We start from the raw sequence: 25,159 nt of genomic DNA on the forward strand, positions 1-25,159 counted from the left end.
GGGAGAGGCTTAGCACGAGGCTACTGGAACTTGAAGGAAGAAACAGATCGACAGTTTGTGAGTGATCCATTCCATCCAGGTGAGCGGATGTATCGCACAGGCGATCTGGTGAAATGGACAGAAGATGGCGAGTTGATCTATCTCGGAAGGATTGACCACCAGGTCAAAATTCGTGGCTTCCGCATTGAGCTATCTGAAATTGAAGCACAGCTCATGGCACTAGATTCAGTGAAAGAGGCGGCGGTCACGACAACCTTTGATGCACATGGACAGGCTGCTCTTGCGGCGTATGTCGTATCAAATGAAGCGTCAGAAGCGTTAAAAGAAGCATTAAAACGAACCCTCCCAGCGTATATGGTGCCTTCCTTCATGATACAGCTTGAGGCATTGCCGGTGACGGCAAATGGGAAGGTCGATAAAAAAGCACTACCAGCGCCTGATGTGGAGGCAAGCAAGACAACATACGAAGCGCCAAGAGATGAGATGGAGTCCCTGCTTTGTGACATTTGGGCAGATGTGCTTGGCCTGGAACAGGTCGGTATTCATGACAACTTCTTTTTCCTTGGTGGAGATTCCATCAAAGGCATTCAAATGGCAAGCAGACTCACACAAAATGGCTGGAAGCTTGAGATGAAACAGCTATTCCAATATCCAACGATTGCGGATATTCGACCGTATATTGAAGTGGCGGATGTGGCGATTGCCGATCAGTCTCCAGTGGAAGGAGAAGTGATATTAACACCGATTCAGCGCTGGTTCTTTGAACGAAAGTTCACCAACCAACATCATTGGAACCTGTCGATGATGCTTCATGCGCCAAATGGGTTTGATCCAGACGTGACGAAGAAGGTGATTCAGAAACTAGTGGAGCATCATGATGCGCTCAGAATGGTCTACCGACAAGAGAATGAAGAGCTCGTTCAATTCAATCTGCGCACACTAGAGGATCAGGTGTCGATTGTCTCATACGATATGAAAGAAGAACAAGATGTGAGAACAGCGATATCACAGTATGCAAACGAACTTCAACGTCAGCTTTGTTTGGAGAAAGGGCAACTTATGAAAGTGGCACGTTTCGAGACATTTGATGGTGATCACTTACTGATTGTCACACATCATCTTGTCATCGACGGTGTCTCGTGCCGGATCTTGTTAGAGGACTTTGTCACATTATATAAGCAAGTAGAGCAAGGGCATGACATGATATTGCCACAAAAAACGCATTCCTTTAAAGAATGGGCAGATGCGTTAGCGTTGTATGCACAGTCAAAACAATTAAAAAGTCAACAGGCGTACTGGGAAGCAATTGAACAGGTGCAAATCGAAGCCCTGCCAGTTGACTTTGAAGCAAAAATGAAGACGATTGCTCAAACGCAGGCTGTGCAATTCGTGCTGACTGAAGATCAAACACAGCACCTTTTAACAGACATTCATCATCCATATACAACGGAGATTAATGACATCCTGCTCTGTGCACTTGGGCTTGCAATTGGTAAGTGGGCAAAACGTGACCGTATTCTCGTTCAGCTTGAAGGACATGGAAGAGAAAATATCTTGTCAGGTCTTGATGTGTCGCGGACTATAGGCTGGTTTACGAGTATGTATCCAATTGTCCTGAACACAGAACAGAATGAAGACCTTTCCGAAGCCATTAAAGCAACAAAAGAAATGCTTCGTCGTGTGCCAGATAAAGGGGTCGGTTATGGTATTTTGCGCTATATGACGGAAACCCCAGAAACAGATAAAAGTTATATGCAATCGGAGATCAGCTTTAATTACCTTGGACAAATCGACAATGACGTGACAACCGATTTCTTTGGTCCATCCTCATTTGATATGGGGCGCCAAGCGAGTTCAGAATCAGAGGCTCTGTACAAACTAAACTTTAGCGGTCTTGTCAAACAAAATCAGTTCATCCTTTCATGTTCTTATAGCCAAGTAGAGTATGAAGAAGAGACGATTCGCCAATTGATGAATTTGATAAAAGAAGAACTGTTGGCATTGACCAAGCACTGCTTAGCTCAAAAAGAACGAGCATTCACACCGAGTGACTTCTCTGCAGGTGACCTTGAAATGGAAGAGATGAGTGACATCTTTGACATGCTTGAAGAAAACTTAAAGTAGTACAAATGATGAGACCACTTACAAAAGGAAGGAGGAATGAAACATATGAGTCAATTTAAAAGAGAACAAGTCCAAGATATGTACTATCTAGCGCCGATGCAAGAGGGGATGCTGTTTCATACCCTCCATCATCAGGAAAATGGCTTTTATATTGAGCAGATGGACATGAAGGTAGAAGGCGAGTTTCGTCAAGACCTTTTGGAAGAGAGTATGAATATCATTGTGGATCGGTACGATATTTTTCGTACCGTCTTCCTCCACGAGAAAGTGAAGCGCCCGGTTCAGGTCGTCTTGAAAAAACGTCCATTCACGATTGATGTCATTGACTTGAGCGATCTACCAGAAAAGGAGCAAATGGCACGAATTGAAGCATACAAAAAAGAAGATCAAATGAGAGGTTTCAATTTAGCAAAGGACATGTTGATGCGTGCGGTCGTTTTTCAAACCGCATCTTCCGCTTATCGCTGGATTTGGAGTTACCATCATATTCTCCTTGATGGCTGGTGCTTCGGCTTAGTTGTCCAAGAATTATTTACGATATACAGTGCGCTCCTGCATGATAAGCCCTATACGCTTCATCCTGTCAAACCATATAAAGAGTACATTCAATGGTTAGAAAAACAGGACAAACAAGCGTCAATTGATTTTTGGCAAAGAACGCTTGCTGGTTTTGAAGGACAAGATACCTTCAAAGAGCAGCGAAAGCAGACGACAGAAAATGAGCTTGGAGAAGTATTATTTTCACTTTCGACGCAAGAGACAAAGGCCATCTCTACACTTGCATCGCAGCATAATTCAACACTCAGCAGTGCGCTTCAAGCGGTGTGGTCGATTCTTCTTTGCCGATATCAACGTACAAATGATGTCATGTTTGGGACGGTGGTTTCTGGTCGACCTGCAGACCTTGCTGGGGTTGAACGTATGATTGGTTTGTTTATCAATGTCATTCCAAAAAGAATGACTTTATCTGATCAGATGACCTTCCGAATGCTGTTAGAACAAACACAGTCTCAATCTCTCGCAGAAGAGCCACATCAATATATACCGATTTATGATATCCAAAGTAAAACTGGCTATCAGAGGCTTATTGACCACATTGTGGTGTTTGAAAATGTACCTAACGCGAAGGAAGATCAACAATCAATACTTGGGTTTAGTGTGCAGGATATGCAAGTATATGAGAAATCCAATTATGATATCAACCTACTAGCGTCTCCGGGAGACCAAATGCAACTAAAATTAGCATTTAATCAAAAAGCGTTCGAGCCAGCCTTTGTCAATCGGCTGAAAGATCAGCTTCTCGAATTGATCAGACAAGTGATCAAGCACCCAGATCAGTCTGTGCATACATTGCCGATCATCTCGAAAAAAGAGAAGCGGCAAATTTTACAGGAGTTTAATGCACCTGAATTAGAGCATGAACAACTATATCTGTCCAAATGGTTTGAGCATAATGTCAACAAGCATCCGAACGCAATGGCACTGTCGGCGGGGGGGAAGACAATTACGTATGCAGAGCTAAACGCACAGGCAAACAGGCTGGCGAGATTTTTGCAGAAAAATGGTGTTGTCCATCAAACTGTTATTGCGATTTTAGCCGAGCGGACGACAGAGCTCATTGTTAGTCTCTTGGCTGTTCTAAAAGCAGGCGCAACGTATGTACCAATTGATCCTGATTATCCTGCGCATCGTATCCGTTATATGTTAAAAGATAGTGGTGCGACGCATATGTTAACCCATTCGACCCTGATTCGTCGAGTGGAAGAATTGGCGTTTGAGGGAAAGCATGTGTTTGCTGATGATCAGGAGCTAACATTCATGGCGCCAGAAAATGTACCGATTGAGAGTAGCTTGAATGATATAGCTTACATTATGTATACATCAGGTACTACCGGCAATCCGAAAGGCATCATGACCACCCACTCGAATATCGCAAGGGTCGTGAAAAACACGAATTACTTAACAATTTCGGAGAACGATACATTACTCTCATTATCAAATAGTGTATTTGATGGTTTTACCTTTGATGTATATGGTGCGCTATTAAACGGTGCAAAGCTTGTGATCCCGCAGAAGGAAACCATTCTTGATATGAAACAGCTTACTGCACTCATTTTGCAAGAGAAGATTTCTGTCATGTTTGTTCCAACAGCTCTGTTTAATCTTCTTGTCGATGAAGGCACCGATTGGATGAGACTCATTCGAAAGGTATTAATTGGCGGGGAACGTGCATCTGTTCAGCATGTAAGAAAAGCCTTTGCTGTCATGGGTAAAGGGAAAATCATCAACGGATATGGGCCAACGGAATCAACCGTTTTTGCGACGTATTATGCCGTGAATTCTGTCATTAGCCCTGATACGTTATCACTACCGATTGGCAAGCCACTCAATCAAACAGGTGCTTATATCTTAAGTGAACATGGTCAGCTACAACCAATCGGTGTTGTCGGAGAGCTTTGTCTCAGTGGAGCAGGTCTTGCAAAAGGTTATCTCAATCGTCCAGATTTAACAAAAGAAAAATTCATTACTCACCCATTCATAGCGGGAGAACGACTTTATCGAACGGGAGATCTTGCCTACTTTCGAGCGGATGGGCATATTGAATACGTCGGAAGAACAGATGATCAAGTGAAAATACGAGGTCATCGTATTGAACTAACCGAAATAGAAAATCATTTGCTGGCACAACCAGGCATTAACAAAGCGGTTGTCATGACAGACCAAAATGGGGCAAGCCATACACGGTTACTGGCATACATTGTCTGTGAGGAAGGATGGGAACATAAGATAGATGCCATCAAAAAAGGATTACAACAAACCCTTCCTGCATATATGCTCCCACATGACATCATCGTCCTTGAGCGATTGTTGCTCACACCAAATGGAAAAGTCGACAAGAGACAACTGCCAAAGCCGCAGCAACAATCTGTTCTTAGGGAAATAAAGCCACCGTCAAATGATGTGGAGAAAAGACTTGTGGTCATTTGGCAAGAGCTGTTGGAAAGGGGTGATATTAGTACAGATGATCATTTCTTTGAGCTTGGCGGTCATTCATTAAAGGCAATGTCATTATTGTCTAGGGTATCAAAGGAATTTCAGGTGCAAGTACCGATTCAGTTTTTATTTGAACAACCGACGATTGAAGCACTTAGTGACTTCATTCAAAACAGTGAGAACCAAATGAACCAGGACTATTTGATCTTTCATGAAGCAGCGAAGCCTACTGTTTTTGCTTTACCACCACTTCCAGGCTATGGGCTTATCTACCAAGAGGCAGCAAAAACATTAGATGAGGTTCGGTTTATTGCCTTTGATTTTATTGAAGCTGAAGACCGTATTGAACAATATACTCAGTACATCTTTCAGCTACAGCCTAAAGGAAAGATTACCATCATGGGTTATTCGGGTGGTTGCTACTTAGCCTTTGAACTTGTGCAGGCATTGGAGAAAGCAGGAAGGGTCGTCGAAAAAGTCATCATGATCGACTCCTATAAAAAAATAGGGGAAAGTGATCTCTTTGGAAGAGCCATTGAAGATGACATTCATGCCATTGTCGAACAGACGAAAAAAAATGGAATAGATCATGTAGAAAGTCTCGTTCGAAAAACAAGCGCGTATTATACGTCATTTGTAAAAGGCATCAACTGCGGGACAATTCACGCTGACATCCATTTCATCAAGTCAGAGGAAGTGGTGACGATTCCAAATTGGATGGCAGAGTGGAAGGGGGCAACAAACGGTGCGCTTGTGAATTATCAAGGGTATGGGCGGCACGCAGATATGTTCAAAATCAAAGAGTATGCGTATCAAAATGCGCTGCTCGTCAAAAGAATCCTAAATGAAAGAAAACCAGAACCAGTCTTATAGACTTAGGTCATGTACGGTTGCGGTTTCGCAGCCGTACCACATGACGGAAAAGGGAAGGGAACCATTCATATGAAACAATCAATCTTAAACGAAATCAATGAAAAAGAAGCAATTGACGCAATATTGAATGATTTGTCAACCACCATTTTACAAAACAACCAAATAGAACGCTTCGCCGTTTTTTCAAATGAAAAAACCATTCGACCACAGCCATTTCACCTCTCACGTTTATTTCTCGAAAAGCAAACTGTGCAGGAGGCCGTAGCTGAATCAACGAATGCAAAAGCGGTAGTGCCTGCATTACCTAAAATGCCACCAGCTCTATCATATGGCGGTGACATTGACTTATCCAAAGGAGCACAGACGTTGCAAGAAGTACTAAGACAAGCAGCGCAAACCGATCACGGACTCATTTACGTATCAAACGATGATGACGAAGTGACTCAGTCATACACGCAGTTGCAGGACGAAGCAGAGAGAGTGCTGACAGGATTAAGAGCGCTCGGTTTGTCACCAGGTGACCCTGTTTTCTTTCAATTTTCATCCAATCATGCAATGGTGACAGCTTTTTGGGCATGTGTACTAGGCGGTTTTGTTCCAACACTTGTATCTGCGGCACCGACGTATCGTGAGATGAATGCTGCGGTTCAAAAACTGCATCATTCTTGGGAGTTGCTTGATCAGCCTATTATTTTAACGGACGTCATACTCAAGGAAGAAATTGAAGGACTCGCTCATCTATGGGAAACAGATTTATTACGGGTGGCATCTGTAGAACCGATGCTTACACTTGAGCGTGATACGAACTGGTATCCTGCTACACCTAACGATTCTGTCTTTTTCATTTTGACATCTGGAAGTACTGGCATGCCTAAATGCGTAGAGCACCGTCATCAAAGTGTTCTTGCCAATGTCAAAGGAACTGTGCAAGCAAATGGATTTACAAAAGAGGATGTATCCCTCGACTGGATGCCATTAGATCATATTGGTGGAATTGTCATGTTTCATCTAGTCAATGTGTATACAGGATGTCAGCAGGTCAGAGCGAGAACCGATGATTTTATTGCACAGCCATTGCGCTGGCTCGATTGGATCGAACGCTACAGAGCAACAAAGACATGGGCGCCAAACTTTGCCTTCGCTTTGATGAATGATTATGAAAAGGAAATCAAAGCTCGTTCATGGGATCTTTCCTCCATGAAATGTGTAATTAATGGAGCGGAAGCCGTTGTACCAAAAACCGTTCATCGTTTCCTAAACCTTCTCGCACCACATGGATTGAAAGGGGACGTGATGAGGCCGGCGTTTGGAATGTCAGAAATCTCATCAGCCGTTGTGTTCTCCTTTGCGCTGGAGCGGGGAAGTGAAGAAAGTGGTGTTTTAACCTTTGAAGAGACTTCATTAACAGAACAGCTTCGCCCAGCAACAATGAATGCATCTGGCACGGTCAGCTTTACAGAGCTTGGCAAGCCAATCCCGGGCGTCACCATTCGAATTGTGAACAGAGAGCATGAATTACTTCCAGAGGATCATATTGGCAGGGTGCAAATCAAAAGCCCTACAACAATGAAAGGCTATTATCGTCATGATGAAGCGAATGAAGAAGTCTTTCAGCAGGATGGCTGGTTTCATACAGGAGATTTAGGCTTTTTACATGAAGGAAGGCTGACGCTTACTGGTCGAGAAAAAGATATGATCATTATCAACGGCAAGAACTTTCACAACTACGAAATAGAAGGCATTGCTGAAGAAGTGCCTGGTGTAGAAACAAGCTTTGTCGCTGCGTGCTCGATTCGTTCAACTGATTCGGCATCTGATCAGCTAATTCTCTTTTTCACACCAAATCTCTTTGAGTCTTCGTTTATCATACGGGCAGTCCAACAAATCAAAACCCATATTGCGACAAAAATGGGCATTAATGCTTCATATGTGGTGCCGGTTGAAAAACACGATTTTCCAAAGACAAGCTCGGGGAAAATAGAACGTGCCCAATTAAGCAAGAGATGGCAGGCAGGTGAGTTTGACGACATTATGCAGGAAATAGACATTCGTCTAGAAAATGAACAAACATTGCCTGACTGGAGCTACAGCCAAGAATGGATTCAATCCAATCAAGAAACAGCTACTTCCTATTTAGAGGGAGACAAGGTCGTTTTTGTCGATCAATTAGGGCTAACTGACCATTTAAAATCACTTAATCAAAAGAAAGACAACTTTATTACGGTTGAACCGGGTCAAGAATTCACACAAATCTCACACGAACATTTCATCATTAACCCACACCAGCCGACGGATTACGAACAACTTTTCGAGACAATTCGTTCGTATGGAATTTCGGCAAAGCATATCATTCATCTTTGGAATTACACAGAAAAAGAAGCGGTACTTCATGTTGAAGAGGCGCAACAAGCCCAGAGTAGGGGCAGCTTTAGTGCATTGTTTTTAACAAAGGCGTTAGCGGCATATGATCAAGAACCGATCACTGTCACCTTCGTGTCAGCACATGCTATGAAGCTTCCGCAGGATCAAAAGCACGATGTAGAAAAATCAACGACGGCAGGATTGATGACAGCTGTCGAGCATGAGTGGCCGCATATTCAAACGAAATGTCTTGATTTTAGTTTGACAGAATCACCTGCATCGCATGCGGTGGCAATCATGAAAGAGATTGTCATAGGGAAGTCTCAGCTTGTGACTGCTTACCGAGAAGGAAATCGGTTTGTTCCAGCTCTTAGGCCGATTGATATGGTCGCAGAGCGGAAAGACAAGCCACCATTTGTAACATCAGGTCTTTATGTGGTATCAGGGGGTCTTGGCGGGATCGGCTACATTTTATGCGAATATTTATTATCTGCCTATCAGGTGAACCTTGTCCTGCTTGGAAGAAGGGCATTAGGTGATCTTCCTTCTGCTCAATTAGAAAGGTTAAGCCATTTACAGGAGAAGGCAGCAAAGCATGGGGGCAGTGTGGTATATGAAAAGGCCTCAATCAGCGATCCAAACGAAATTGACACAATTATTTTGAGACATGAAGTGACACTTGAACAAAAGCTGAAGGGAATCATCCATTTTGCAGGAATCATTCAGGAGCAGTTATTAGCTGATGTCACAGTCGATTCACTCCAATACATGTATGAAGCAAAAGTATATGGAACGATTAGTTTACATGAAGTAGCAAAAAAACGTGATGATGTCTTATTCATTTCAAGCTCGTCAGCTCGTACATTAACAGGTGGTATGACGGTTGGAGCGTATTGTGCGGCAAATACATTTGTAGAGCAATTTGCCCTTTATCAAAAGCTGACTTCAAGTGTGAAGCCATACTGTTTTAGCTTTAGCATCTGGGACGAAGTGGGTATGAGTGAACAAGCGATCATAAAAGACATATTAAAAGAGCGTGGCTATACACCAATTTCTAAGCGAGAGGGATTAAACACATTACGTGCAGGGCTGATGACAGATGTACCAATAATCTATACAGGGTTAGACCGAACAAAAAGGGACATTCGAGAGCTGACGAGACAGAAGGAACAAAAAGAAACAACGATTCATGCTTTCTTCAAAGCAGGTCAGACAAAAGGTATGGAAGAATGGCTACACGAAGCCATGAATGATTTCTTGAAAATGCGAATGTCGACAGCCTATTCCATTCATCTTTATCCAGAGGATGTGTGGGCGGAAACAGCCGACGGAACGCCTGATGAAGCCTATTTCCAATCAATAATTGGCGAGACTAGGGGGGATGAGCACAACCAAGCACCGCAAACAGAAACGGAAAAACAACTTGCTCAGATTTGGAAGGAGCTTCTCGACATATCTGATGTGAGCTGTGGAGATCATTTCTTCCTGCTTGGTGGACATTCGTTAAAAGCAACCCAAATGCTGTCGACTGTCAGACAGAAAACAGGTTTTGATGTCCCATTGTCTGTCCTTTTCGAACATGCACGCCTAGGTGAGCTAGCCAGTTGGATTGACGAACATGCCATAACAGATACAGCCATACCGATGGCAAAAGTAGAAAAAGGACTAGAAGTACCTATGTCCTATGCACAACAAAGACAATGGTTTTTATATCAATTGGAGCCAGATTTGCCTTTTTACAACAATACCATTTCGTTCCGAATGAAGGGCCCGATTGATTATGATGTGTTGCAGGATAGCGTCGATCGTATTGTTGAAAGACATGAAACATTGAGAACTTCCTTTACGATGAGTGGGGACGAGCCTTTACAAATCATTCATCCCGTCACAATCAATCGTATTGAATTGATTGATTTAGGGTGGATAGAGTCAATGGCTGACAGAGAGAAACGAGCAGTTGCATTGGCGAGGGAAGAGGCAAATACACCATTTCGACTAGAAGAGGAGGCTGTTTTCCGCTCCAAGCTTGTCCGATTGTCTGAAGAGGATCATTTGTTGCTTGTGTCGATCCATCATATTGTCTCAGATGGCTGGTCGATCGGTATTGTAGCGAAGGAATTATCGCAATGTTATACAGCGATCATTGAACAACGCACGCCACAGCTTCCAGACCTACCATTGCAGTATGCCGATTACTCTTTATGGCAAAAAGAATACATCAATGGGGACATGCTAGATCAACAGCTCGCTTATTGGAAGGAACAATTTGCAACGCCAGTACCTGACCTTGAATTACCCTATGACCATCCGCGTCCATCTGTTCAAGCCTATAGAGGGAAAACGAAGAAATGGCAGCTATCCCAGGAGCTATCTCATCAGCTTGAGGTACAATCGCGGCGAACAGAAAGCACGCTATATATGACAATGCTTTCTGCCTTTTCAACACTCCTGCATCGATTGTCAGCGCAAGATGAATTTGTGATTGGCTCAGTGATTGCAGGGAGAAATCGAGCGGAAATCGAGCATTTGATAGGTTTCTTTGTGAATACATTGGCTCTTCGTATGGATCATAGTGGAAATCCTTCTTTTGAGGAACTATTAAAACGGGTCAAGCAAACTACACTGGGTGCTTACGCAAATCAGGATATCCCGTTTGAAATGGTCGTCGACGAACTAAACATTGAGCGAGATGCGAGCAAACAGCCATTATTTCAAGTGATGTTTGTCTTGCAAAATCTACCGCTAACAGCTTCTCGTATGGGCGAAGCTACATCGGTGCTATCAATTGAAGATAACGATACAGCGAAGTTCGATCTATCTCTCTTTGTCTTTGAAGGTGAGGAGGGTTTAAAGATCACCCTTGAATACAATGCTGACTTATTCGCTGACGAAACGATGTCACGATTGCTTCAGTACTACGAAAACATCTTAAACAGTATATGTGAAGCGCCAAATCAGCCAATTGCTACCCTTCATTTTATGCCAGAAAGAGAAGAAAACATGCTTCTCGAGGAATGGAGTGGTGCTTCTGGTCTTCCAAAAGGGACATTAACACTTGCGGAGCGTTTTGATGAACAGGTTCTTAAAACACCTGACGCCATTGCACTTGAGTATCAAGATGAACGCTGGACCTATCACACGCTTTACCAAAAAGCAGACCGACTTGCGGCGTATCTTCAACAGCTTGGGGTAACACCGCATAAACCAATTGGTTTATTAATAGACCGTACACCAGAAATGATTCTTGGTGTGTTGGCAATCATCAAAGCGGGAGGCGCTTATGTTCCAATCGATCCTGATTATCCAGATGCGCGGATCGAATATATGCTACAAGATACTGGCATCCGTTTATTGCTGACGAAAAACGAATGGCTTAAAAAGGTCCAATTAGACCAAACAGACACCATCTGTCTTGATGAGGGCTATGAAGAATTTTTACCTGATGAAAAAGCGAAGCCAGTTTCCATTAAACATGATCAACTTGCTTATATCAATTACACTTCAGGATCGACGGGACAGCCAAAAGGTGTTCTCATCCCGCATCAAGCAGTTGTTCGACTTGTATGTGAGACCGATTATGTCTCGTTAGATGAAAGTGATCGCATGTTGCAAGTGGCAAGCTTCTCGTTTGATGCATTTACGTATGAAATATGGGGAGCTTTGCTAAATGGTGGCCGACTTGTGTTAGCCGATCGCAATACGATTCTCTCGATGGAGTCGCTTGCTCATGCATTGAAGAAACATCAAATTACAACAGGTTTTCTAACAGTACCATTATTCAACCGCTTAACCGAGGAGCATCCAGAGGCATTGTCAGGTTTTAAAGCCCTTTTAGTTGGAGGAGACGCACTGTCTGCATCGCATATTCGCAAGGCACTTCAATATTTACCGGAAGGCTTGCTAAACGGCTATGGCCCGACAGAAAATACAACCTTCTCCTGTGTACATCGCATTACAGCGCTTGATGAAAAAAGGACAACAGTGCCGATTGGAAAGCCGATCGCCTATTCAGAAGCCTATATTCTAAACAAGCAGCTACAGCCAGTTCCACAAGGAGTCGTTGGAGAAATTTATGTCGGTGGAGCAGGGCTTGCGCTTGGTTATCTTGGAGACGAGGAAAAAACGAACAAATCATTTATTCCGCATCCTTTTAGAGAAGGAGCGCGTTTATATAAAACTGGAGACATGGGGAAATGGCTCCCTGATGGAACCATTGATTGTCTCGGCAGAATCGACAACCAAGTCAAAATTCGAGGGCACCGTGTCGAATGTGGAGAAATCGAAGCAGCGATTCTTTCCTGTCAAGGGATCGCAGAATGTGCAGTTGTGCCACATCAATCAGAAAGTGGTCATAAACGATTAATCTGTTACCTCGTGAAAAAAGGGTTAGTCGATCAAAGTGAGCTTCGTCAGTCAATTAAGGCAGTGTTACCTGATTATATGATTCCGAGTCTGTTCATTGATGTAGACGAATTGCCACTCACACCGAATGGCAAGCTGGATAAAAAACGTCTACCAGCGTCAGAAATGGTTCACGAAGAGGAAACAACATCAGCCGCTGATCGACCTGTAAGTGAAGAAGAAATGATTCTTGAAAAGGTTTGGTGTCATTTGCTCGGTGCTTCATCCATCGGTGTTCATGAAAACTACTTTGAGCTCGGCGGCGATTCCATTATTGTCATTCAAATGGTGGCACGATTAGCGCAAGAAGGCTATGTGATTCAACCGAAGGATGTATTTGAAAAACAAACCATCTCAGAATTGGCACATGTGATGAAAAAGAACGATCAAACCACAGTCTATGATCAAGCACCATTGACAGGAAAAGTGCGCCAGTTGCCTATCCAAAAATGGTTCTTTGAACAATCAATCACGAATCAAGACTATTGGAACTTATCTGCTCATTTGGAAATCGACCAATCGGTTTCGTTAGATGAACTAAAGCAAGTCTTAGCACACCTCCTAAATCATCACGACATGCTTCGTGCGATCTATGCAAAACAGGAGGATGGTGAATGGAGTCAGATCATCAGAGAGCCAGGATTAGAGCCTGACGTCGAGCTTATTGACTTAACCAATCATACGCGAGAAGAAGCTGATTCCATCATCCGATCCAGAACAGCCGCATGCCAACATACACTGTCACTTGAACATGGAGAATTGATGAAAACGATCCTTTTCAAAACTGGACTGAGCACATCTGAACTCTTCATCGCGGTGCATCATCTTGTCATTGACGGGATCTCATGGCGCATTCTGCAGGATGATCTCTTGGATGGGTTGAAACAGCTTGAAGCAGGTCAGGACATCACATTTGCACCAAAGACAGCTTCGTACAAACAATGGGCAGATGCACTAAATGAGTACGCACAAACGCCTGAACTGAAAGAGCAGGCAGTCTATTGGCAGCAAACAATTGAGCATGAAAAAGAAGGTTCGCCATTTGAGAACCCACAGCTTACCAACACAGAAGAACATGCAGACATTTTATCAATAAAGCTAACAAAAAATGAGACAGATGCTTTACTCAAACAAGCATCGAAGGCATATCGCACAGAAGTGAATGATCTACTTTTAGCAGGACTTGTCCAAGCATTTGGTCAATCCATTCTCATTACACTAGAGGGTCATGGAAGAGAAGACATCTTTGATCACATGGATTTGTCACGAACAGTCGGCTGGTTTACTAGCTCTTATCCTATTTTTATTCCTTTATTACAAACCGATGTTGGTGCACAAATTAAAAGTGTCAAAGAAACACTCAGACATATCCCGCAGAAGGGAATCGGCTATGGCTTACTTGCTTACATGACAAAGCAGCGTTTCCTGCAAAAAGTATCGCCACAGATCAGCTTCAACTACCTTGGTCAAATGGATCAAGGGGACAGCGAAGCGAGACTTTATTTAGCGGATGAACGAAATGGTCATGTTCATCATCCAAAAGCAGAGAGAGAGCACCTCATTGATGTGTATGGTTATGTATTAAAAGGCGAGCTACACATGAATTTTATGGTGAACCGAGAACTTCTTGAACAAAAAGAGATGAGAGACATACCCAATCGTTTTAAAGAAAGTATGGAAAGCATCATCTCTCATTGTCTAAGAGAAAAGGGTGGCTTCACACCATCTGATTTCCCAATGGTCTCTATTTCACAAGAGCGCATTGATCAACTCCCAAAGGATGTATTAGATGTATATCCGCTTTCACCAATGCAGCAAGGAATGCTGTTCCATGCGCTATTAGATCAAGCATCACAGGCCTACTTTGGTCAGGTGCATATGACGCTTGAAGGATTAACGAATGGTGACTTGTATGAACAGGCATGGAATTTATTAATTGAGCGACATACGATTTTACGTACAAGGTTTATCTGGGAAGGAATAAAGGAGCCTGTACAAATTGTGAGAACAGAGGGATCCGTCCAGCTCATTCAGCATGATATACGCCACTTGAATGAGGGGGAGCAGCGTTCGTTTATTGAACAATACTTGCAAACAGATCGTTCAAGAGATTTTAGATTGGAAGATATTGATGAGCCGCTCATTCGCATTGCCCTCGTGAGGTGTGAAGAGAAGCGCAGTATCTTTGTATTTAGTTTCCATCATATTTTAATAGATGGCTGGAGTTTATTCAGTTTAATTGGAGAATCCTTTGCTTTATACCGTTCACTTGTGGAAGACAGGCAAATGAATCTTCCTCCTGTACGTCCATATAAGTCGTTTATCGAATGGTTAGCAAAGCAAGATGAACAAGCGGCACATGATTTCTGGAAAAGTCATATGGGTGATTTTGAAGAAGTGACACCACTTCCGGAGAATGAGTCAGAAAAGCAAGAAGAACGAACAGGTATCCAGCAACAAGGCATCACGCTCGATCCAGCATTGCAGCTAGCGATCGAAGAGTTAGCAAAATCAAGTAAAGTCACGATCAGTACACTGATTCAGTCAGCATGGGGCTTACTTCTTCATCTGCATTCAGGTATGTCAGATGTAGTCTTTGGTGTGACGGTCTCTGGCCGCCCAGCCACCCTACCAGATGTAGAAAAAATGACTGGACTGTTTATTAATACATTACCGCTCCGGCTTGAATTTCAGCCCGAGTCTACGATCTCGCACATTTTGACAAAGGCGCAAGAAGCTGTGCTCAACATGCGTGAGTTTGAATATACCGTTTTACCAGATATACAACAAATGACGAACATTCCAAATGGAGAATCATTATTTCATAGCATCGTTGTATTCGAGAACTACCCGATCGATTCTATTGAACCACATGGCGTGAAGCTACTGAACATTGAAAGTCATGAGGAAACGAATTATGACCTGACCCTCGTTGCTGTACCAGGGGACACATTGGAGCTTCGGGTTTCCTATCAACCTGGTCAATATACAGAAAAGCAGATGAAAACCTTTATGAATCAATTAACGCAAGTGCTTCAAGCGATGGCTGAACAATCTGATACACCTCTTTCTGACTTTACCATTGTGACAAATGAGGAAAGAGAGAAGCTGTTAAACGATTGGGCGTATCATGCACAAGTCAACGTGCTGTACCCAGATCAAGAGGACGTATACAGAGGGGTTCATGATGAATCATGTGAAACAGAAATTTACTTACTCGATGAACAGCACCAGCTTGCCGCTATCGGGTTCCCTGGAGAAATTTATATTGGGACAAAGGATATAAAAGCACACTGTGGTGAGATTGCAGATTGGATGGAGGCACATAAAATTCCACATCCATTTCGTGAACAGTCGGGTGAATACCTCTATCAGACAGGCGATGTGGGTGTATGGACGGAAGAAGGCAATATTCAGATTTTGGATTGGATGTAGGAGGAGACACGAATATGTTAGTGAGAAGACGAAAAGGAAATCAGACAAATCATATCGTTAGAATTCAAGGACAACGTGTTGACATAAAAGCATTAGAGACGACCATCATGAATCATGTTGATATAGAAGAATGCGTATTGATCACAAAGAAAAACAGTGAAGGGAACCTCTCGCTTGTGCTTTTTGCACAGGCGAAAGGCCTTGAGCTGACAAGAGAAAGACTGATGCAAACACCACTTCAAGCTCATGAAATACCTGTGGCTATCGTCATGCTAGATACATTTCCTAGAAATGAGGATGGAGCAATCGACAGGCAGAAGCTTTTAACGATTGATGTATTTGAAGAAGAGGAAATCAGACAATTAGAAGAGAAAGCACGCACAGTAGAAGGTATACAAGAAGCGGCTGTGTTAATAGAAAGGAAGTTAGAGAAGCCGAGTCCCTATCATTTAGATGACTTGTTTCCCGATCGTAATCGCATACAGCAAACAACGCGTAAAACGACAGATCAGGAAGAAAAACAAACGCTGAAACAAAGCAGTGATAAACCACCAGCACTGGTGTATGGAGGAGACTTGATTGACAAGCAGGGAATGCCTGTCACCCTCACTGAGGTGCTAATTAGAGCAGCCTTTATGTCGGCTGATCAAGGTGTGACGTATATCAAAGAAGAGGGGTCTGTCACTCAAACGTACCCAGAGCTATTGTCCCAGGCAGAACGCGTATTATCAGGTTTAAGAGCGGCAGGGTTAACAAATGGTGATCAGGTACTGCTACAACTGAAAGATCATCAGGATTTCATTACGGTGTTTTGGGGCTGTATATTGGGTGGTATCATTCCAACACCTGTGTCGGTCCCACCTGTATACGGGGAGTTGAATCAAGGGGTCAACAAACTAAAAGGTGTTTATCAATTACAAGGAGAGCCTTATATTATTACAGATGAAGAGCATGCCGAAGACATTGCGAACCTGCGTCATGTATTTGAATCAGCATCAATACCAATTTTAACAATCGAAACCTTGCTCGCTTGTGAGCCAGATGAACAGCATTATGAGCCAGATCCAGATGAACCTGTACTTCAGCTTTTATCGTCAGGAAGTACAGGTGTGCCAAAATGCATTCGTCACAATCATAAGAGCATCTTAGCGAGAATCATTGCGACAGAGCAAGCAAATGGTTTTACAAAGAATGATGTTTCCTTGAATTGGATGCCGCTTGATCATGTTGGCGGGATCGTCATGTTCCATGTGCACGACGTATATCTTGGCTGCAAGCAAATTAGCCCGTCCATTGATCAGTTTATTGCAAACCCAATGGTCTGGCTCGATTGGGTCGATACGTATCGGGTGACGAGAACGTGGGCGCCAAACTTTGCCTTTGCGATGATGAATGAGCATGAAGAAAAGATACAGAAAGGAAACTGGGATCTTTCTTCACTTACTTATATCATGAATGCCGCTGAAGCCGTTGTCGCGAAGGTGACCCAACGATTTATGAATATCATGGGCCAGCATGGGCTAAGTCGTCATGCAATGGTTCCGGCATATGGAATGTCAGAAACGTCATCAGCCATTGTACAATCAAAACAATTTATGCGACATCATGATGATGATGGACAATTGACAATTGATCAAACATCTTTAACAAGTGAAATTCAATATGTAACCCAGGATCATCCGCATAAGATGATCTTTACAGAAGTCGGGGCTCCGATCCCGTCTGTATGGATTCGCATTGTCGATGAGCATCATCAAGTATTACCAGAGGATCAGACAGGGCGTCTTCAAGTAAAAAGCCCAACCATTATGATGGGTTATTACGAAAACCCTGATGCGAATGCTGAAGTATTTGCTGAAAATGGCTGGTTTCATACTGGGGATTTAGGGTTTATTCATGAAGGGCGACTTGTGCTGACAGGAAGAGAAAAGGACATCATCGTCATCAATGGAGCCAACTATTTAAACTATGAAATAGAAGCAGTTGTAGAAGAAATTGATGGGGTGGAAGTCACCTTTGCAGCTGCATATGGTATTTATAATCCTGAATCGAGTAATGATACGCTAGCCATCTTTTTTGTCTCGCAAAAAGACAAGCTAGAAGACAAGATTGTGCTGATTCAACAAATCAGAGAAGCCATTATTCGTAAAATTGGAATTGAACCAGACCACATCATACCGGTCGAAAAAGAGCAATTTCCAAAAACAGAAAGCGGAAAAATTCAACGTGCCGTACTCGGTACTGCTTTGACAGAAGGGGAATTTAAAGACATTGAACGTGAACTTGATTTGGCTTCTCAAAATGACCAGACATTGCCAAATTGGTTTCACAAACGAGTATGGACAAAAGAGCAAATCGGTTCTTTACAGCAAACCACAGACGGTGTCGTTTTGGTTTTTGAGGATGAGAAGGGTCTTTATCAAGACCTTTATAGACAATTTGAACAAATGAATCAGCCTTACTGTTCTGTGAAAAAGGGACATGAATTCTTACGTCTTGCCACCGGCATGTACCAAATTAACCCAAGAATCAAAGGAGATTATGTCAGGTTGATTGCGGCTATCCAAGCGGAGGATCTGCACGTTGATCGGATCGTTCATTTGTGGAATGTGGCGGATAAAGAAGCACTCGTTTGTCCTGAACATTTAAAGGATCTGCGCTACAGCACAAGCCTCTCTATTTTATATCTTGTGCAGGCCTTTCAGACTGAAACACATCAACCAATCCGCTTAGCTGTTGTCACAAAAGGGGCGCAGTTTGTGAAAAAGAGTGATCAGCTTCATGTTGAAAAGACGGAGCTTGGCGGACTACTCAAAACCATTCCGCAAGAATGGGAGGGGACGAAAGTTTCGCAGATTGATATTGAGGCGGAAGAATTAGCCGAGGATGCGAAACGAATCGCAGAAGAAATATCGACTGTTCAAATGACATCAGAGGTAGCGTATAGAAAGGCAGAGAGACTTGTGCCACGGCTGGCAACAGTTGATGCGCTGAAGGTACCGCAAACCGCTGAATTCCTTGAGTACGGCAGTGTATATTTACTGACTGGTGGGCTAGGGGGCATCGGCTTTGAACTATCAAAGCAGTTACTCCAATTTGGGTTAAAGCTAGTCTTAATCGGGCGGTCGGATCTTGATACTGATGAGCCGAAACAAGCGGCATATCAACAGCTACAATCATTAGGAAATGTGATCTATCAACAAGCAGATGTCACTAATTTGGAGCAAGTCGAGCAGGCGATATATGAAGCTGAGAAGCACTGGGGCCAATCACTACGTGGAGTGTTTCATTTAGCTGGTGCAGGTAATGTATCTGAGCATTTTCAGCATTATGAGAAATACACATTAGCACATACAACAGAAGAAGACTTCATGAATGAGCTATCAGGAAAAGCGGATGGTGCATGGGTCCTTCAAGAAGCGTTTAAACATGATCCAACTGCCGCGCTCGTCTTTTTCGGATCAGTGAATGGATTCTTTGGTGGCACGACATTTGGTGCTTATTCTGCGGCAAACAGCTTTCTCGACGGATTGGCACATACACTCACTTACAATGAAGGAAGAAGAGCGATTTGTTTGAACTTTAGCATGTGGGATAACATTGGTTTATCCAAAGGTCATACAGGTGCCGCCATGACGGTTCAAAAAGGATTTCAACTGATTGGGAAAAAGCAGGGCATATACTCACTATGCTTTGGCGTTAGGTTACATGAAGCCCATCTATTTATTGGACTTGAGCAAACAAATCAAGAGATTGCTAGATTACAGGAGCCAGTGGCATTACCACGCTTTGAGAGAAAGTTATATTACACAGCACAGCCTGGACAAACACCCCATATACACGACTTATCGGCAATGACAATAGGGGAATGGGAAGTGCAACAGGTCGCCGCAATCCCGAAAAAAGCGGATGGAACAATTGATTATGAATCTTTAAGGTCAGCAGATCAATTGCAAGGAGAGAAGAAGGCGAAACGATTACCTGAAACAGAAACAGAGCAAAAGCTAGCGGCTATATGGGAAGACATATTAGGAGTAGAGCGAGTGTATGTAGAGGATCAATTTTTTGATCTCGGTGGACATTCATTAAAAGCAACTCAAGTTATTTCACGAATCAACCATGAATTTTCGTTAAAAGCGCCATTGAAAATTTTATTTGAGAGCCGTCATCTTGCACACCTAGCTGAAATGGTCGATGAGTTGAAAGGTAAACCATCTGTTGGACATGTTGTGATTAAAAAACGTCCAAAGCAATCAAGCTATGAGTTATCCCATGCCCAAAAGAGAATCTGGTTCCTCTCCACCCTTGAGAAAGATCAGCATCACTACAACATTTTAGGGGTTTGGAAATTAAGCGGAACTTTACGCATACAGTTGCTTTCACAGGCAATCGGTCATTTAACAGAACGCCATGAAGCATTACGGGCTTCTTTCAGAGCTATTAATGGAAAACCAGTCCAAGTCATATCTGATGATCTATCACCATCAGTGACAGTGGCGAATTTTTCATTATTTAATGAAAAAACAAGGGAAAGAAGATTGCAACAGCTCATTCAGCAAGAGGCAAATCGGACATATGATTTAGAAAAAGGCCCACTTGTTCAATGGACCATCGCTGATATGGGCAAGGGAGAATATTACTTGCTATGTGGACAGCACCACATGATTTCTGATGCATGGTCGCTCAGCATTCTGATCAAAGAATTAGGCATCGTGTATGAAGCATTAATCGCACAAAAAGAGCCGCAGCTTTCAGAGCTAGAGATTGAATGGACTGATTTTGTTCATTGGCAAAATGAGCAGTTGAAAAGCCAAGATCAGGATCAGGCGTATTGGCTCGAAGCCCTTCGTGGTGAATTGCCAATATTAGAGTTGCCATCTGATCGGCCTCGCCCGCCAGTTCAAACCTTCAATGGGGCAACAGAGCAGTTCAAGCTTGATCAGACATTGCTACGCAGGCTAGAGGGGCTTTCAAAACATCAAGGAACGACACTGTTTATGACAATGCTCTCAGCCTATTATGTCCTGCTTCATAAGCTTTCAGGGCAAGCAGATGTGATCGTTGGTTCTCCAATTGCAGGAAGGGATATTGAGCAGTCAGAGCCGCTTGTTGGCATGTTCGTGAATACGCTCGCACTGCGCCTTGACGTATCTCAACCGAATACATTTGCGGATTTGATGGCACAAGTAAAAGACATGACGTTAAAAGGCTATGAACATCAACATTATCCGTTTGACAAGCTTGTAGATGATCTGGCACTTGATCGAGAACTCAGCCGTTCACCGATTTTCCAAGTGGCGATGGGGTATGTTTCAGATACGCTAGATATAGCCATTGAAGGACTGGAAACGGAGAGTGTGATGGTCAATCACGATGTATCGAAATTCGATTTGACCCTGCATATGTTTGAGAGAACAGGTGACCTTTCAATTCATGTGGAATATAACACGGACTTATTTGATCAACAGACAATCAGCCGTTATATGACATACTATTTCCATATCTTAGACAGAATGACAAGTGAACCAGAGGGGACATTGACCGACTTTTGTTTAATGGATCAACGAGAGCAATATGAAATGATCGTTCGTCGAAATCAGACAGAAACACCATATCCAAAACGTACGATTCAAGAACTATTTGAAGAGCAAGTTGAGGCACGCCCAAATCGCATTGCTTTGTCTTATATGGATCAGGAAATGACGTATCAGGAGCTTGATGAAAAGGCAACAGCACTTGCGGCATACTTGCAATCACAAGGAATTGGAATAGGCTCTCTTGTCCCGATGCTTGTTGATCGTTCTTTTGAAATGATTGTTGGAGTCCTTGGCATTATTAAAGCGGGGGCAGCGTATGTGCCAATGTCGCCTGATTATCCAGATGCACGTGTGAAGCTGATTGTACAAGATACAAAAAGTGCCATCATATTAACTCAGGACCATCTTGCGCATCGAGTGGAAGGTTTGGCTGAATCCGTCCTTCTCCTTGATCAACCACTGCCATGCTGTGAGGCTCTCTATCAGAGAGAGGCTTCAATCGGGTGTGAAGATCAGCTTGCTTACGTGAATTACACATCCGGTTCAACAGGTACGCCAAAAGGAGTCATGCTGCCACATGCGGGTGTTGTTCGTTTAGTGAAAGAGACAAACTACATTCAGCTCGGCCATGAGGACAAAATGCTCCAGCTATCTAACTATGCATTCGATGCGTTCACGTTTGAGCTATGGGGGATGCTGCTAAACGGTGGTCAACTCATTTTAATTCCTAAATATGCAGCACTGAATATGAGTGAACTATCAGGTCTTATTCAAACACATCAAGTGACAGCGAATTGTTTGCCGACTGCTTTATTCAATCGCTTGATTGAGCATGATCCTAAAAGTGTGTCAACCTACCGAACATTGCTTGTTGGCGGTGAAGCGATGTCGAGTGAGCATGCAAGAAAGGCACTGCCACATATGCAAGGTGTGCTTATCAATGCCTATGGTCCGACCGAAAATACAACACTTGCGACCTTCCATCGTGTGACACATGTAGATGAAGGAGCACGCTCTGTTCCAATTGGAATTCCAGTAGCCAACTCATCTGTTGTCATTTTAGATGAATACTTGAATCCTGTTCCGGTTGGTGTGAAAGGTGAGCTGTATATTGGCGGAGTAGGACTTGCCAAAGGGTATCTGCATGATCCAGAGCGGACAAATGAGCGGTTTATTGATAACCCATTCCCTGAATTAAAGGGAGGTAAGCTTTATCAATCAGGGGATTTAGGAAAATGGCGTGCAGATGGAACCATCGAATATTTAGGTCGGAAAGACAACCTTGTGAAAATTCGAGGCTATCGAATTGAATGTGGTGAAATTGAGACAGCACTACTCAAACATCCTCATGTACAGGAATGTACAGTGCTGGCAAAAGAATATGAAAGCTCGAAGCGACTGGCGGCTTATATTGTCACAACTGAGAAAAAACAGACATCCAGCTGGAAGGCATTTTTGCAGGAAAGCCTGCCAAGTTATATGATTCCAAGTTACTTTGTGGAGCTTGAGGCAATGCCTGTGACAACGAACGGTAAGATTGATAAAAAAGCACTCCCAGAACCAGCGGACACTGTGACAACCGCAGCTGAAAAAGCCGCCCCACGAACAGCGCTCGAGGCGAACATTGTTTCAGCGTTTCAAGAGGTGCTAGGTTTAAAACAGGTCAGCATTTATGATTCCTTCTTTGAGCTAGGCGGAGACTCGATCATGAGTATACAAGCTGTTGCCAAACTAGGAGAAAAAGGAGTCAAGGTCGATCCGAAATGGATATTCATGCATCCAGAGCCAGTGGAGCTGGCGTCTTATATTGAAGCGATGCCTAAAATGGATGAAGCGGTAGACAGAAAGCCAGCAGATTATGTCATTGAACTGAAAAAAGGACATCCAGATGCACCGGCGATTTTCTTCGCACCGCCAGCAGGTGGAACAGTGATGGGCTACATTGATGTGGCAAAATTGATGAAGCATGAGGGAGCAATATACGCCCTACAATCACCGGGTTTATATGAGGATGAGGAACCACAATTTCTCAACTATTCAGAGCTTGTCGCAACCTTTATTGAAGCCATTGAAGAAGGGTATCGCCCAGGCGTTGATTATATAGCTGGTCATTCAATGGGCGGACATCTTGCATACGGCATGAGTCAACGACTGTCCCGCCTTGGCAGACCGCCAAAAGGATTAATCATTCTTGATACAGTCCCTGTGTTAAGAGATGAAGCCGATCAAGCCTTGCATGCAGATATGAATGAAGAAGAAGTCAAAATGCTTGCCCTTGTACTAGGTATGGGAAATCTCGTGGGCATCAACCCAGAAGAATTACAAGGCTTAAGCTTCAAAGACGTCAAACATAAAATATTAAAAGAAGCGGAAAAGGATGAAACGGTTCGTCATTTTATGAATGACAGTTATTTAGACAAATACCTGCAAATGCAAACACACAATACGATCATGTCACAGGCAATTGAATTAGAAAAAGAACCACTTCACCTGCCATTTTATATTGTACAAAGCAGTGACCATGCTGCTGATTTCAAGGAGAAGTTCACAGATTGGGAGGGGTACACACAGTATGGGTGCACCTATTATCAAATCAAAGGAGATCACGTCACAATGCTGAAGAGACCACAAGCGGATGAACTAGCTGTGATACTACAAGATATCTTAAGAGGGGATCACCGTCATGAATGAATTATTTAAAACCTTTGAACAAAACCATGAGCTCATCCAGCTCATTTGCTTTCCGTTTGCAGGTGGATACTCTGCTTCATACCGTCCTCTTTTTGAGCATCTAAAAGGATGCGCTGAAGTGACAGCCGCAGAGCCGCCAGGGCACGGGACAAACCAAATGCCATTAGAGGCAAGTATTGAACGGCTAACGAATCTATATAAAGAAGGCTTGCGAGGTAGGCTCAACCGCCCCTTTGTTTTATTCGGGCATTCAATGGGTGGACTTGTTGTCTACAGATTGACTCAAAAGCTGGAGCAAGAAGGCATATATCCAGCTGCGGTCATCATTTCTGCCGTTCAGCCACCGCAAACGAAAAGGCGGCTACTGACTCATTTATCAGATGAAGAGTTTGTAAAGCATATTGCTAAGATGGGCGGCATTCCAAACGAACTGCTTCAAAATAAAGCCATTATGGATTACTTTACGCCATCGCTACGTGCTGATTACAAAGCACTGGAAACCTTTCAGCACAATGACAAAACCAAGATCGAATCGCCTGTGTATTTATTGAACGGACTACAAGATGAAAGGTGTATCCAGGATGCAGATGGCTGGTCCAATTGGATAAAACAACTCGAACGCACGGATTTCCATGGAGGACACATGTATATCAATACAGAGCTCCAGCAATTCACTGAACATATGAGAAGTATCATCCAACGTGCCTCAAGCGGTGTACACAATTAAAAGTGGAAAAATGAAA

At 43.2% G+C, this 25,159-nt stretch carries 5 protein-coding genes; all 5 read left to right on the forward strand.

Annotated features, from left to right (window positions below; genetic code table 11):
• Positions 1 to 2,124 (forward strand): condensation domain-containing protein (locus tag ACQKEZ_RS16870; protein ID WP_427302775.1); only part of this gene is annotated, 2,124 nt, incomplete at its 5' end.
• A 45-nt stretch (positions 2,125 to 2,169) separates the two neighbouring features.
• The gene (locus ACQKEZ_RS16875; protein WP_427302777.1) at positions 2,170 to 5,991 is read left to right on the forward strand and encodes a non-ribosomal peptide synthetase; all 3,822 of its coding nucleotides are present in this window, start codon (positions 2,170 to 2,172) and stop codon (positions 5,989 to 5,991) included.
• Positions 5,992 to 6,060: 69 nt separating this feature from the next.
• Positions 6,061 to 16,188, forward strand: coding sequence for an amino acid adenylation domain-containing protein (locus ACQKEZ_RS16880; protein ID WP_427302778.1), 10,128 nt, complete (start codon positions 6,061 to 6,063; stop codon positions 16,186 to 16,188).
• A gap of 14 nt (positions 16,189 to 16,202) precedes the next feature.
• The gene (locus tag ACQKEZ_RS16885) at positions 16,203 to 24,416 is read left to right on the forward strand and encodes an amino acid adenylation domain-containing protein (RefSeq protein WP_427302780.1); all 8,214 of its coding nucleotides are present in this window, start codon (positions 16,203 to 16,205) and stop codon (positions 24,414 to 24,416) included.
• Entirely contained in the window at positions 24,409 to 25,143 is a 735-nt protein-coding gene (locus ACQKEZ_RS16890; protein ID WP_427302782.1) for a thioesterase II family protein, read from the forward strand. The genes ACQKEZ_RS16885 and ACQKEZ_RS16890 overlap by 8 nt, the downstream gene beginning before the upstream one ends.
• The last annotated feature ends 16 nt before the right edge of the window (positions 25,144 to 25,159 follow it).

Source organism: Bacillus sp. NPDC077027 (assembly GCF_050269555.1).
Lineage (GTDB): Bacteria > Bacillota > Bacilli > Bacillales > Bacillaceae > Bacillus.